12 protein-coding genes are annotated in these 13,723 nt (G+C 43.1%); 2 read left to right on the top strand and 10 right to left on the bottom strand.

The genetic code is table 11. The features are described 5' to 3' along the window. Nucleotides 1-95: 95 nt before the first annotated feature. From DXN33_RS07990 to DXN33_RS07970, 4 genes are all read right to left on the bottom strand, one after another. Nucleotides 96-383: a rhodanese-like domain-containing protein gene (locus DXN33_RS07990; protein WP_049540877.1), complete on the bottom strand. Its 288-nt coding sequence runs from the start codon at nucleotides 381-383 to the stop codon at nucleotides 96-98. A 114-nt stretch (nucleotides 384-497) separates the two neighbouring features. Next, a complete protein-coding gene (locus tag DXN33_RS07980) occupies nucleotides 498-1,076 on the bottom strand; it encodes a uracil-DNA glycosylase family protein (RefSeq protein ID WP_115904806.1) in 579 nt (192 codons plus the stop codon). Between the two features lie 53 nt (nucleotides 1,077-1,129). Continuing rightward, nucleotides 1,130-2,530 carry a dipeptidase PepV gene (gene pepV / locus DXN33_RS07975; RefSeq protein WP_115904805.1) on the bottom strand — a complete coding sequence of 467 codons (1,401 nt, stop codon included), beginning with the start codon at nucleotides 2,528-2,530 and terminating at the stop codon, nucleotides 1,130-1,132. A 12-nt stretch (nucleotides 2,531-2,542) separates the two neighbouring features. Beyond that, nucleotides 2,543-3,148, bottom strand: a complete 606-nt coding sequence (locus DXN33_RS07970; RefSeq protein ID WP_000670166.1) for a nitroreductase family protein — start codon at nucleotides 3,146-3,148, stop codon at nucleotides 2,543-2,545. A gap of 277 nt (nucleotides 3,149-3,425) precedes the next feature. On the opposite strand from DXN33_RS07970, the gene DXN33_RS07965 reads away from it, so the two are divergent. Then, nucleotides 3,426-4,226: an amino acid ABC transporter substrate-binding protein gene (locus tag DXN33_RS07965; protein WP_115904804.1), complete on the top strand. Its 801-nt coding sequence runs from the start codon at nucleotides 3,426-3,428 to the stop codon at nucleotides 4,224-4,226. 181 nt (nucleotides 4,227-4,407) lie between these two features. On the opposite strand, the gene DXN33_RS07960 is transcribed toward DXN33_RS07965, so the two are convergent. The 6 genes from DXN33_RS07960 to recJ form a co-directional block, all read right to left on the bottom strand. Further along, entirely contained in the window at nucleotides 4,408-5,241 is an 834-nt protein-coding gene (locus DXN33_RS07960) for a metallophosphoesterase (RefSeq protein WP_115904803.1), read from the bottom strand. Continuing rightward, nucleotides 5,231-7,078 carry an excinuclease ABC subunit UvrC gene (gene uvrC / locus DXN33_RS07955; protein WP_115904802.1) on the bottom strand — a complete coding sequence of 616 codons (1,848 nt, stop codon included), beginning with the start codon at nucleotides 7,076-7,078 and terminating at the stop codon, nucleotides 5,231-5,233. The genes DXN33_RS07960 and uvrC overlap by 11 nt, the downstream gene beginning before the upstream one ends. Before the next feature lie 38 nt (nucleotides 7,079-7,116). After that, nucleotides 7,117-7,818, bottom strand: a complete 702-nt coding sequence (locus tag DXN33_RS07950) for a M57 family metalloprotease (RefSeq protein WP_115904801.1) — start codon at nucleotides 7,816-7,818, stop codon at nucleotides 7,117-7,119. Nucleotides 7,819-7,880: 62 nt separating this feature from the next. After that, nucleotides 7,881-8,660, bottom strand: a complete 780-nt coding sequence (locus DXN33_RS07945) for an alpha/beta hydrolase family protein (protein WP_115904800.1) — start codon at nucleotides 8,658-8,660, stop codon at nucleotides 7,881-7,883. A gap of 67 nt (nucleotides 8,661-8,727) precedes the next feature. Then, a complete protein-coding gene (locus DXN33_RS07940) occupies nucleotides 8,728-10,389 on the bottom strand; it encodes a ribonuclease J (RefSeq protein WP_049509482.1) in 1,662 nt (553 codons plus the stop codon). A gap of 170 nt (nucleotides 10,390-10,559) precedes the next feature. Beyond that, entirely contained in the window at nucleotides 10,560-12,782 is a 2,223-nt protein-coding gene (gene recJ / locus DXN33_RS07935) for a single-stranded-DNA-specific exonuclease RecJ (RefSeq protein ID WP_181897305.1), read from the bottom strand. A gap of 176 nt (nucleotides 12,783-12,958) precedes the next feature. Here recJ and DXN33_RS07930 point away from each other — a divergent pair, with 176 nt between their 5' ends. Continuing rightward, nucleotides 12,959-13,717, top strand: coding sequence for an amino acid ABC transporter ATP-binding protein (locus DXN33_RS07930; RefSeq protein WP_115904798.1), 759 nt, complete (start codon nucleotides 12,959-12,961; stop codon nucleotides 13,715-13,717). The last annotated feature ends 6 nt before the right edge of the window (nucleotides 13,718-13,723 follow it).

Raw genomic sequence — 13,723 nt, 5'->3', positions numbered from 1 at the left:
CGAAAATCTCTTCAAACCACGTCAGCTTCACCTTGCCGTACTCAAGTACAGCCTGCGGCTAGCTTCCTAGTTTGCTCTTTGATTTTCATTGAGTATTAAAGTTCTTCAAAGGCCATCATGCCACCTTGTACATTGATAACCTCATAACCTTGTTCTGATAAGAATTGGCAAGCACGCGCCGATCTCATTCCAGATTTACAAATAACATAATGTAACTGGTCCTTGTCCAATTGATCATAGGTATCAGTCAGTTGACTCAGAGGAAGATTCTGAGCACCTTCTAAATGAAGAGCTTCAAACTCATCCACTTCTCTCACGTCCACTAAAGAAAGTTGGTCATTTTGGTAAAGCTGGTAAAATGCGTCAAAGGCTATTTCTTTCATTCTTTTTCTCCTAATACTCTTCGAAAATCAAATTCAAACCACGTCAGCGTCGCCTTACCGTACTCAAGTACAGCCTGCGGCTAGCTTCCTAGTTTGCTCTTTGATTTTCATTGACTATAAAATAGTTTTAATTCTTTTTTTCAAATCTGGCACCACTTCTGCCTCAAACCAAGGATTTTTGGCCATCCAGATTTGATTTCTAGGCGAGGGGTGAACTAGTGGAAAATAGGTTGGCAAGTACTTCTGGTAATGTTTTACCCGTTCTGTCACCTTGCCACTGATTTTCTCCTTTAAATAGTAGGCCTGGGCATATTGTCCAATCAAGAGGGTCAATTGAATATCTGGTAATTCTTGCAAGAGCTGCGGATGCCATTTTTCAGCAAAGCCAGTTCTCGGTGGCAGATCACCTGACTTGCCATGCCCTGGAAAGTAAAAATCCATAGGCAAGACCGCAAAATATCCTGAATTGTAAAAAGTATCTTCATCCACACCTAGCCAGTCTCTCAGACGGTCACCACTCTTATCTTTCCAGTAAAGGCCTGCTTCTTGGGTTTTAAGTCCAGGTGCCTGACCGATGATATTGATGCGAGCAGTCTTTGGCGCTGCAAAGAGAGGCTCAATGCCACGCTCTGTATAGCTGACATTCTGCGGATCTGCCATAATAGCCTGTTTGATTCTTTCAATTTGAGACATCTACTTTCCCTCCAAAAAGAAGTCCAAGCATAACATCTCAGACTTCTATCATTTTATTTGATCAATTCGTAAATAGCTTCGGCATAGATTGCTGCTGCTCGGAAGAGATCATCCAAGGCGATAAATTCATTAGCTTGGTGCATGGTGTCAATTGAGTCTGGGAACATAGCACCGTAGGCAACCCCGCGTTCTAGCAAACGACCAAAGGTTCCACCACCGATGACTTGCTCGTGACCTTTAAGACCAGTTTGTTTTTCATAGACATTCAACAAGGTTTGCACAAGTGGATCTTCCATTGGCACATAGTGAGGCGTGTGACCGTGTTCAGAAAGGCTAACAGAAGCAACTGGCAAGTTTTCAAGGATTGACTTGATTTGCTCTGGACTTGTTCCTTTTGGATAGCGAATATTAAGGGCAATGGTATTATCAGCACTTGTTTCATCGAAGCGGAAGACACCCGCATTCATAGAAAGAGCACCCATCTTTTCATCCACATGGGCAATCTTGAGATTTTCACCCTCATGGTCGTTCAAGAGAATCTTACCAGCGATGTCAAGGTAGTCTTTGGATGGACCAGCAAAGTCAAACTGGCTGAGGAAGAGAGCTAGGTAGGTTGCACCATTGACACCTGAAGCAGGCATAGCACCGTGGGCTGATTTACCAATGATGGTCACCTTGTATTGGCCAGCTTCTTCTTGGAGTTCTCCTCTAAGTTTGTGTTCTGCAACAAAGGCATCTAGTTTAGCTTGCAAGTCAGCCAAATCACCTGAAACAACAGCTGTTGCTGATTCAGGCACCATGTTTTCACGTAAACCACCTGTGAAGCTGTGAAGACGGGCAGCACCTGCATTTTCACCTGCAAAGTGAAGGTATTCTGTAATGTTTCCTTTTTCACCGTTGATGATAGGAAATTCAGCATCTGGAGAGAAACCGAAGTCTGGTTTTGCAAGTCCTACGTGCTCGAAGTAGTAGTCCATGTCTGCCCAGCCTGATTCTTCGTCCGTTCCCACAATAAAGCGAACTTTCTTAGAAGTTGGAAGGCCCAATTCTTTGATGATTTTCAAACCATAGTAACAAGCTGTTGTAGGACCCTTGTCATCTGAAGCTCCACGCGCATAAAGGCGACCGTCTTTGATAGTTGGTGTGTAAGGGTCTGTGTCCCAACCACTACCAGCAGGCACTACGTCCATGTGGGCAAAGATTCCGAGAACCTCTTCTCCATCACCAAACTCGAAATGCCCTGCGTAGTTATCAACATTCTTAGTTGGGTAGCCATCACGGTCTGCGATTTCAAGGAATTTCTCCAAGGCTTTTACTGGACCAGGACCAAATGGATGCTGGGCATCTGCCTTGCTATCATCACGTTCTGAGTTAATTTCCAAAAGGCTAAACAAGTCAGCCAAAAGGTCTTCTTTGCGTTTTTCTACTTCTACTGTAAAATCAATTGCTGTCATATTATCTTCCTTCTATCTTTTCTCGATGATTTCATCTACTGGCAAGCGGTAGCTTGGTTCTAATTTTTCGTCTGTGTATCCCACTGTAATCAAGAGTTCCGGGCGGAAGCGGTCTTCGATTTCCAAAACTTCGTTGACTTTTGATTTGTCAAAACCAAGAATCAGATTTGATCCGATTCCTTGGTCTGTAAGAGCCAGAACCAAGTTCATAGCAACCAAACCTGCATTGAGGGCTAGGTAGTCGCTGACCTGTTGTTCATTGTAACGTGCAAACTCGGCAGGCAAATTTTTCATGAAGTATTGTAGTTGTTCTTCTGAGAAATTGTTAGCACCACCAACTCGAGCAATTTTACGGGCACGTTTGGCCAAATCTGTATCTGTAAACAAGGCAATGGTTACAGGTGCTGATGATACCTGTTCAAAGTTGGAACCGTATGCCAATTTTGCTAGTTCGGCATTTTTCTCACGTACCACCACAAATTTCCAAGGCTGACTGTTGTGGGCGCTTGGCGCCAAGGTTGCAATTTCGATAGCCGTACGCACATCTTTGGGATCCACTGGCTTATCAGTGAAATGCTTGGTCGCATGACGTTTTTTATTTAATTCAAGAAATTTCATAATCGATTTCCTTTTCTAATTCTACTGCTTCCATTCTACCATAATTTGAAAGAGCTTGCAGATATTTTCCATGATTAATACTCAATGAAAATCAAAGAGCAAACTAGGAAGCTAGACGCAGGCTGTACTTGAGTACGGCAAGGTGAAGCTGACGTGGTTTGAATTTGATTTTCGAAGAGTATAAGTTTTTTTATCACAGGCATAAAATATATATATTGGTTCATCAGGAAAGTTTCTGATAAACTAGCAGATGACTTTACATTTGAATGGAGACATTATGAAAAAATTTAGCCTATTACTTGCCATCCTCCCATTTTTAGTTGCCTGTGGAAATCAAGCTACACCTAAAGAGACCAGCTCCCAAAAGACAATCGTCGTTGCTACAGCTGGCGATGTGCCACCATTTGACTACGAAGACAAAGGCAATCTGACAGGTTTCGACATTGAAGTTCTAAAAGCAGTAGATGAAAAACTCAGCGACTACGAGATTCAATTCCAAAGAACTGCTTGGGAGAGTATCTTCCCAGGACTTGATTCTGGTCACTATCAGGCTGCAGCCAATAACTTGAGTTACACAAAAGAGCGTGCTGAAAAATACCTTTACTCACTTCCAATTTCGAACAACCCCCTCGTCCTTGTAAGCAACAAGAAAAATCCTCTGACTTCACTTGACCAAATCGCTGGCAAAACAACTCAAGAGGATACCGGAACTTCAAACGCTCAATTCATCAATAACTGGAATCAGAAACACACTGACAATCCCGCTACTATCGATTTTTCTGGAGAGGATATCGGTAAACGAATCTTAGACCTCTCTAACGGTGAATTTGATTTCCTAGTTTTTGACAAGGTATCGGTTCAAAAGATTATCAAGGACCGTGGCTTAGATCTCTCAGTCGTTGATTTACCTTCTGCCGATAGCCCCAACAACTATATCATTTTCTCAAACGACCAAAAAGAGTTTAAAGAGAAATTTGATAAAGCGCTCAAAGAACTCTACCAAGATGGAACCCTTGAAAAACTCAGCAATACTTATCTAGGTGGTTCTTACCTTCCAGATCAATCTCAATTACAATAATACTCTTCGAAAATCTCTTCAAACCACGTCAGCTTTATCTGCAACCTCAAAGCTGTGCTTTGAGCAACCTACGGCTAGCTTCCTAGTTTGTTCTTTGATTTTCATTGAGTATAAGATATACTAAAAGCGATTGGACCAGCCAATCGCTTTTTTAGTTTGCATTGGTTATTTTAGGAAACTCTTACAAAAAATCAAAATAATCCTTCACATCTTCTACATACCCATGCTTTTCTATTAAGCTTGCTAATAGTTCCAGATTGTGTCCCTGATAGTTATCTTCACGACGTAATTCTTCATACATTTCGATAAAGGGAAGCCCCTTGGACTTGGCCAATTCTAACTCAGCCTCGTAATCATAAGCAACTTTACGAAATTGTATATTGACCAATTCCCCATCTTCAACCTCTATCACGGCATACTGGGCACGGTGATTTTTTAACGCCTCCCAATTAAAATAGGGCATACCAATCGAACCTGGATTGATGATTTGTTGGCCTTGACTGCCATAACGAAGCAACTGCTTGTGAACATGACCATAGACTGCCACGTCGGTTTCAGCATCTAGGAGTTGGTCAAATTTCTCCGTATCATTATCAACCAGTAGGTCCCCACCATAGTTTTTGTCAGGTAAATTATGAGAGAGAGAAAAGCGCAGTCCGTCAACTTCTTTCTTTTCTAGCAAAGGCAAGCTTCGTAGCCAGACAATCGTTGCAGGATCCATTCGCTCCATCAAAAACTGGGTCATTCGCATTGACTGGATTTCTTGTGGATGTTCCAAACCATATTCACCATCCAAGGCCTCAAGGACACAATCATCCCAATTGCCTCGAACACTGGCTGTTATAGGAAGGTCCTTTAACAGGGCGACCAAGTCATTTGCACCGGGACCGGGAAGAAAAATATCTCCCAGAAGCCAGTATTCACTGACTCCTTGATTTTTAGCATCTGCAATCACTGCTTCTAGGGCAGTTGTATTGCCATGAATATCTGATAAAATTGCGATTTTATGGTTCATTGTGGTTTCCTTCCGTTTGGTAATCTACTCTTTCTTCCGCCACTTGAGCTAATTCCACTTCTTCCTGCGGGTTCAACTTTCTTTGCACAGCCTCTGCTACTGCTCTCGGTACTCCAACTTCGACAATCTCATCCACACTGGCTTCCTTGATTTTAGTCAGAGACTTGAAATGTTTCATGAGATTCTGCTTGCGTTTAGGCCCCAGCCCTTCAATTCCATCCAGTTGTGATGAAAAGGAATTTTTGGAACGCAGTTGGCGGTGGAAGGTGATGGCAAAACGGTGCACCTCATCTTGAATGCGTTGGAGGAGGAAAAATTCCTGAGAATTGCGAGACAACTCCACCACTTCCAGCGGATCTCCAAAGAGCAATTCATGGGTTTGGTGCTTGTCATTTTTTTGCAAACCTGCAATGGGAATATCCAGACCCAGTTCCTCTTGTATGACTTGCTTGGCGATATTGACTTGACCTTGTCCCCCATCAATGACAATCAAATCTGGCGGAGTCAAACCGTCATGCTGTACTCGACCGTAGCGCCTGCGAATGACCTCTCTCATACTGGCATAGTCGTCTGGTCCCACCACAGTCTTAATTTTATACTTACGATAATCCTTCTTACTTGGTTTGCCATTGACAAAGACCACCATAGCCGAAACAGGGCTGGTACCCATGATATTGGAGTTATCGAAGGACTCAATGCGAACTGGAGTTGGGATTTGAAGCAAACGACCTAGATTTTCAATAGCTCCTTGTGTCTTTTCGACAGATTTTTCTAACAGATTGAACTTCTGCTCTAGACTAACACGAGCATTTTTTATGGCTAGATTGACCAGTTGTTTTTTCTCACCGCGCTGGGGTTTGAGAATCTTGGTATCTACCAAAGCCCTGACAGCTTCTTCATCAATATCCTGCGGAATCAGCACCTCATTGGGAACTAGGTGAGATTTTTCTTGATAAAATTGTCCCACATAGGTTAAGAAATCCTCATCCGGATCATTGTAGTAGGGGAAAAGATTGACATCGCGCTCAATGAGCTTGCCCTGACGAACAAAGAAAACCTGCACACACATCCAGCCCTTGTCCGCATAGTAGCCAAAAACATCGCGATTTTGAAGATCCTTAGCCATGACCCGTTGCTTGGTTCGAAGTGTTCCAATGGCCTGAATCAGGTCACGATATTCCGCTGCACGCTCAAATTCCATAGTCTGGGCTGCCACTGCCATCTTGCCCTTGAGGTCATCAATGATTTTGTCATCCTGTCCTTTTAGGAAATCGGAAACCTCCTGAGCCATGGACTTGAAATAAGCCTCATCTTTCTTACAGATGGTGTGGGCCATACATTGGCCGATATGATAGTAAAAACAGACCTTAGACGGTGGATTGGTACACTTACGAAAAGGGAAAATCCGATCCAGTAGCCGCTTGATTTCATTGGCTGCCCCCACATCGGGATAAGGTCCAAAGTAAAGACCTCCGTCCTTTTTGACCTGACGGGTGATAATCAAACGAGGATAGCGTTCATTAGTAATCTTGATGAAAGGATAAGACTTATCATCCTTGAGCATGATATTGTATTTAGGCTTATTTTCCTTGATCAGGTTAATTTCTAGGAGAAGTGCCTCAATATTGGACTCCGTAACAATAAATTCAAAATCCACAATTTCAGACACCAAGGCCTCTGTCTTGGTATCGTGACTCCCACGGAAATAAGATCTCACGCGGTTACGCAGATTTTTAGCCTTTCCTACATAGATAATGGTGCCGTTTTTATCCTTGTGAATGTAACAACCAGGGCTGGTCGGTAAGAGCTCTAGTTTTGATTTAATCAAGTTATTCATAGTTCCATTATAACAAAAAAGTAGGGAAAGATAGTTCCCTACTCATTGGTCTCATATAATTTTCGAAGTCTTGCAACATCCTCTTCCTGGATACCATAAAAGGAACCTGCTGGTTGCATGACAGACTTCTCATCTGTATGATCCAAGCCAATCGCATGACCCAACTCATGTTCTGCCGTATGGACAATACGCTCATAGGAATAGCCATAGTTAGGATTGGACAGATAATAGTGATTCAACCGTACCGTGACAGACAAGAATTGCCCCGTCAAGAGATTGGTCTGACTTTCTGCCTCTCCTGCCACAGGAGTACCTCCGTCATTCATCTCCGTAGCCAAGATATCTGCCTTGCTGGCCTCAGTCACCAGTTCAAACTTAAAGGCACCAGTTTGATTCCAATTCTGAATCGCTTCTACATAAGCTTCTTGAAAGCGTGAATCTATCTGCGGATCTAGGTAAATACGAGCAGAAGCCTGCGGCCACCTTCCTTCAGAGTGTTGGTGGCTATCTGTCTGGTTCAACTGAGGCAGTTGCCCTGTTTTTTCCCATTGGTCGATACTTTGTTTACCAATCTTGACTGACCGTTCTGCTTGCTTTAGCGCTCCTTGAAAATCTCCGTTAAGATACCAGAGAAGTCCAAAAGCAAAAGCACACAAAAGAAAAGCTATCCAAACTAGACGCCAAAACAAACGCCACACAAAAGAAAAGAAAGCCCCTATCAAACGAAAAATCCAGCGCATGTTCCTCCACCTTTCTAGCAAATAAAGTCTATTTTACTAAAACAAGCTGAAAGAAAGCTAAATTATGACAATCTCTCTTCTAATTTGAAATCGATTGGTAAGGTTGCTAAGAACCGTTCCAATTGTTTTTCCCAGTAGTACCACTCGTGAGTTCCAGCACTATGGCTATAGGTCACATCAAAGCCCAGTTTTTTGAGATTTTTCACTGCTAGATTATTGGCTTCGTACAAGAAATCCTGCTCGCCACACCAAGCCCAAAGCTGGGTCTTTTTGTCCGATTTTTTAGCCAGACTTTCTAGAGAATAAGGACTAGTTGTCCAATTTTTAATCTCTCCAAAAACACCTCTCCAGTAAGCTGGTGTCCCCAGATTTTGGCTTTCAGGAGAAAAATCTTGAAAGCTGAGAGCACCTGAAAAACTAGCTGCATGAGAAAAACGATTTGTAGCAAGAGCCAGTTTGAAACAGCCGTAACCTCCCATAGAGAGACCAGCGATAAAGGTCTTTTCACGCTTACTGGTCATGTTAGGGAAGAAACGTTTTAGAACCTGTGGCAATTCCTCTGCTAGAGCTGTGTAATAGTCAAAACCATACTGGGTATCGGTATACCAACCGTTGCTGGTATTGGGCATAACAACGATGAGATTAGTGCCTCGAAGCAAGCGTTCTACATTAGTACGCTTGAGCCAGCTATTATGGTTGCCAGACATCCCGTGCAGGAGGTACAAGACGGGAATATCTTTACAATCTGGTTCTTCCACTCGATTAGCATCAGGATAGAGGACATTCACTCCCCACTCCATATCCAAAACTTGTGAGTAATACTCGATTTTCATTACTGCCATAATTTTTTCCTCTATTTTTCTATAAGAAAAAGCCGAAACTCGACTTTCTCTCTGTTTATTTCAACAATTATTTCGCTTCCATGACTACTGGTAAAATAGCTGGACGACGCTTGGTTTGGTCAAAGAGGTACTTGGTAAGATTATCACGAACCTTCCCTTTGAGGTCTGCCCAGTCAAAGTCATCTCCTTGAAGATAGTCTTCTACCGTCTGGTTAATCAATTCTGAACTTTCACGGAGAATATCACGACTCTTCTTGAGATAAACGAACCCACGTGTATGAACACGAGCCTTGGCCACAATTTTCTTCTCACGACGATTAACGGTAATTGCTACGATGAAAATACCGTCCTCTGATAAGACCTTACGGTCACGAAGAACCACATTACCAACATCACCAATGGCATTCCCGTCAATCAAGACATCCCCTGCCGAAACCGAGCCAGCTGGGACAAAGTCACCATTCTCATAAGCCATGCTGGTTCCCTTTTTAGGGATGAAAATGCGTTCTGGCAACATCCCTACTGCCATAGCAGCCTTAGCATGGGCATCCAACTCACGGTATTCCCCTTGAATTGGGAAGAGATACTTGGGTTGCAAGAGATTAATCATCAACTGCAAGTCACGCGCATTCCCGTGTCCTGACACACGCAAGCTTTGGGTGATCAGTTTGACAACCCCACCAGCTTGGTAAATCATGTTTTCCACACGCGCCATGACTGCTTCTTTGGCGATAGACGGAGTGGTTACGATATAGACCAAGTCACCGTCCTTGATTTCCACATAACGATGGCGACCAATCGACATCTTACGAAGACCGTTGATAGGCTCACCCATACGACCTGTCTCAAGGATAATCAACTCATGGTCTTCAAAGCGAGACATATCTTTTGGCTTAATCAAAAGACTCTCGTTAGCTAGAGACAATTTCTTAAGGCGAATAGCAGTACGGACGATATTTTCAATATCGAATCCTGTCAAGACCACACGACGACCTGTTGCATCCGCAGCGTCAAACACCTGCTGGATACGAGAGAGGTTGCTGGCTACTGCTGCAACAATGATACGACCATCCCAGTCCGAAATGGTTTGAGTGATCTCGTCCCCAACTTCACTTTCGCTAGCCACTTGAATATTACTATCTGCATTGGCTGAATCGCTAAGAAGAGCTAGAACTCCATCACGACCGATTTCTGCCAAACGAGCGAAGTCTGTCGCGTAGGATTCACTAGCCGTCTGGTCAAATTTGAAGTCACCTGTATAAACGATGCTCCCTTCAGCTGTCTTCAAGACAACACCCAGACTTTCTGGGATAGAGTGGGTTGTACGGAAGAAGGACACCACAGTCCCTCCAAAATCAATCTCCGTATCCTCATCAATGACATGGAAATCATTGAATTTCTTAACCGCATCATTTCCTTTGACAAAGAGTTTGGCCAACTCAATGGTCAGCTCAGACCCAAATACAGGTACCTTGGCTTCAGCCAAGAGATAAGGCAGAGCACCAATGGCATCCGCATGACCATGGGTCAAAAAGACGCCAGCGATACGGTCGCTATTTTCAAAAAGGTAGTCCATATTGGGAATGACCACGTCCACCCCTAGTTGTTCATTTTCAGGGTATTTCAGACCTGCATCCAAAACGAAAATAGACCCATCGATTTCAGCGATATACATATTTTTCCCATTTTCACGTACACCACCAAGTGTTGTTAAACTGATATTACTCATTTTTCCTCCGAAAGCTTAGTTTATCTTGATTATAGGGTTGCTTACCCTCTTATTCTAAAAGCACTACTTTTAGCCGAATCTTTTCCTACCATTATACCATTTTTTTAATGATTTTCAAAATGAAGATTTGTTTTCAAAAAAGAGCTGGTTTCCCAACTCTTTCCTATGATCTACTCTTTTTCCATTAAAAAGTCATAAATTTCTTGCACAGTTCCTAGTGCCATCATTTCTTGGTCTTTGACGGTTTGTTTGAGATTTTGGTAAATTTGACTTTCTCCGATTTCCCGCTTTGGTGCCTCTTTATTGACTGTCATGACACCATCTTTGATGGTCACAAAGCCTAGCTCTTCAAATACTTGAATCATCTTAACCAGCAAGATTTGTTGGATATTAAGATAAGCTGCCAAATCCTTCAGCTTGTAGCGAATATCAAACTCTGGAAACTGGTAGATGGTCTTGTACAATTTTGCAAACTGCTCTCTAGTCCCATACCCTGTCAGATAGTAGGCCTTATCAATATCATTTTTGAAATAGACAGCAGAGAAATTCTGTTCCTGAAAAATGGTCTTCAGCTGAGTAATATCCTCAGGAATGGTTTTTACAACCACAGCATCACTAGCCGCCAAATTTGGCAATTCTCCAGCAAAATCTAAGACTGGAACCCCTTCTGGCAAGACTGCATTCTTCCCACGGATGTTAAAGAGTTGAACACCCTCCACACGCGCATCCACCATCATCAACTGCAGGGCAGTTTGGCCATTCCATTGGTTGACAGACAATTTGACTGCCAGCTCTAGATTCTTGGTTTGAGCAAATTCTGTTGCCCATCTACCTTGGCAAAAGGCTACCACTTCAAAACTCGCCTCGCCTTTAGAAATTTTCAGTTTGAGATGGGCATTGCCTGACCCCATGGTACGGGCACTTTCAACCTGAAAATCCTTGATATAAAAGACAGGTTTCTGATTGTCCATTCCAAAAGGTGCCAAACGTTCAAAACTTTTGACCGTTTCCAAGCTAAGTGTCTCCAAATCCAGTTCTTCATCTAGATTTAACTTGTTCTTGCCACCAGCATCTGCGCCTTTTTCACGAACATAATCTTCCAAGACTTGAGATAAATCTGAAAGTTTTTCAACTTCCAGCGTCATTCCAGCCGCACCAGCATGGCCACCAAAGGCGATGAAGAGGTCTCGGCGAGGATCCAGAGCCTCAAAAATATCCACTGCTTCCACACTACGAGCACTACCCTTGGCACGACCGTCTTCTATATTGAGAACGATGACTGTCTGCCCTAGTTCTTCCAACAAACGACCAGCCACTATTCCTAGAACCCCAGGATTCCAGCCCTCCTTGGCCAAGACTTGAACCTTCTTCTCAGGATCCACCATGATCTTAGCTTCTTCATAGATAGACTGGACGATTTCCTTGCGCTCTTCGTTTTTCTGATGAATCATGAGAGCAATCTCATGGGCTTCCTCATCGTCAAACCCAGTCAACAAATCAATGGCAGGATTGGGATCATCCAAGCGGCCCAAGGCATTCAAACGAGGGGCAATCTGAAAACCAACCGTTTCTTCTGTTACTTCGTTGGCAGCAATCCCAGCCATATCCAGCATTTCTTGTAAACCAATGCGCTGAGTATGCCCCAGCATTTCTAGACCATATTGAACCAAGATACGGTTCTCATCCGTCAAACTAACCATATCTGCAATGGTACCAATAGCGACCAAATCAAGCAATTCCACTTGCACTTCTTCTAACAGGGCACAAGCCAACTTGAAAGCCACTCCGCAACCAGCCAAATATTTGAAAGGATAGTCCGCATCAGGATGTTCAGGATGGACAATAGCATAGGCATCTGGTAAGGTTTCAGGCATAGAATGGTGGTCAGTCACAATGACATCTACTCCCATAGACTGGGCCAGTTCAATGGCCTCGTGACCCGCAACCCCATTATCCACCGTCACAATCAAGGAAATTCCTTCTTGCTCGATAAAATATTTGTAAACACTGGCATTAGGTCCATAACCGTCGGTAAAACGATTGGGCAGATAAACCCGGCACTCAGCGCCAAGCTGTTCCAAACTTTCCTTAATAATAGAAGCCGAAGTCATACCATCGGCATCATAATCACCGTAAACGAGAATATTTTCCCCTTCTTCAATGGCCTGACGAATCCGTTCTACTGCCTTGTCCATATCATGGAGCAGATAAGGGTCGTGCAAGTCCTCCAAGGAAGGTTCTAAAAACTTCTTCAGACTTTCTTGGTTCTGAATCCCTCTTTCAAATAATAACCGAGCCACCTCAGGACCCAGTCCAGCCTTCTTGGCTATCTTTGTAAAATCCGCATCTTCTACCTGCGGGGCAAACTGCCATTCATAAGTAGGTGTTATCAAAAAGACATCCACTCTTTCTAAGAATTCTATTGCTTCATTATAACATGATTTAGGCTTTTTCTCTATCCAGATTGCTTTTTTATAAAATTTTAGTGAATTTTTTCAGATATGATTTGACAAGACAAATCTTTTGGTGTAGAATCATGTTATAAAATCTAACACAAAGGAGATTCCTTATGGCTTTAGTAGAATTTGAACACATCGAAAAATATTACGGAGACTACCATGCACTCCGCGACATCAATCTCCGTTTTGAAAAAGGGCAAGTTGTTGTACTCCTAGGCCCTTCTGGTTCTGGGAAGTCCACTCTTATCCGTACGATTAATGGTTTAGAGGCTGTTGACAAGGGAAGTCTCCTAGTCAATGGCCACCAAGTTGCTGGTGCCAGCCAGAAAGATTTAGTACCTCTTCGCAAGGAAGTCGGTATGGTTTTCCAACATTTTAACCTCTATCCGCATAAAACAGTGTTAGAAAACGTAACACTCGCACCCATAAAAGTTCTAGGAATTGATAAAAAAGAAGCTGAAAAAACAGCCCAAAAATATCTGGAATTTGTAAATATGTGGGACAAGAAAGATTCTTATCCAGCCATGCTATCTGGTGGACAAAAACAACGGATTGCCATCGCACGTGGACTCGCTATGCATCCTGAACTCCTCCTCTTTGATGAGCCAACATCTGCCCTAGACCCTGAAACTATCGGCGATGTTCTAGCAGTTATGCAAAAATTGGCCCACGATGGTATGAATATGATTGTCGTTACCCATGAAATGGGCTTCGCCCGTGAAGTTGCTGACCGAATCATCTTTATGGCTGACGGAGAGGTTTTAGTAGATACGACCGATGTCGATGACTTTTTCGACAATCCAAGCGAACCTCGTGCTCAACAATTCCTCAGCAAAATTATCAACCACGAAAGTGACAAAGTCAAATAAGGAGGC

The sequence above is a fragment of the Streptococcus sp. NM genome, assembly GCF_003390135.1.
GTDB lineage: Bacteria > Bacillota > Bacilli > Lactobacillales > Streptococcaceae > Streptococcus.
The sequence above is the reverse complement of the archived record's forward strand: the minus strand, read 5'-3'. Positions and strand labels throughout refer to the sequence as shown.

Coding starts and splice junctions, on each gene's coding strand:
- DXN33_RS07970 (WP_000670166.1), bottom strand. CDS start 3,148: ATGAAATTTCTTGAATTAAATAAAAAACGTCATGCGACCAAGCATTTC.
- pepV (WP_115904805.1), bottom strand. CDS start 2,530: ATGACAGCAATTGATTTTACAGTAGAAGTAGAAAAACGCAAAGAAGAC.
- DXN33_RS07940 (WP_049509482.1), bottom strand. CDS start 10,389: ATGAGTAATATCAGTTTAACAACACTTGGTGGTGTACGTGAAAATGGG.
- DXN33_RS07990 (WP_049540877.1), bottom strand. CDS start 383: ATGAAAGAAATAGCCTTTGACGCATTTTACCAGCTTTACCAAAATGAC.
- DXN33_RS07930 (WP_115904798.1), top strand. CDS start 12,959: ATGGCTTTAGTAGAATTTGAACACATCGAAAAATATTACGGAGACTAC.
- DXN33_RS07980 (WP_115904806.1), bottom strand. CDS start 1,076: ATGTCTCAAATTGAAAGAATCAAACAGGCTATTATGGCAGATCCGCAG.
- uvrC (WP_115904802.1), bottom strand. CDS start 7,078: ATGAATAACTTGATTAAATCAAAACTAGAGCTCTTACCGACCAGCCCT.
- DXN33_RS07960 (WP_115904803.1), bottom strand. CDS start 5,241: ATGAACCATAAAATCGCAATTTTATCAGATATTCATGGCAATACAACT.
- DXN33_RS07965 (WP_115904804.1), top strand. CDS start 3,426: ATGAAAAAATTTAGCCTATTACTTGCCATCCTCCCATTTTTAGTTGCC.
- DXN33_RS07950 (WP_115904801.1), bottom strand. CDS start 7,818: ATGCGCTGGATTTTTCGTTTGATAGGGGCTTTCTTTTCTTTTGTGTGG.
- DXN33_RS07945 (WP_115904800.1), bottom strand. CDS start 8,660: ATGGCAGTAATGAAAATCGAGTATTACTCACAAGTTTTGGATATGGAG.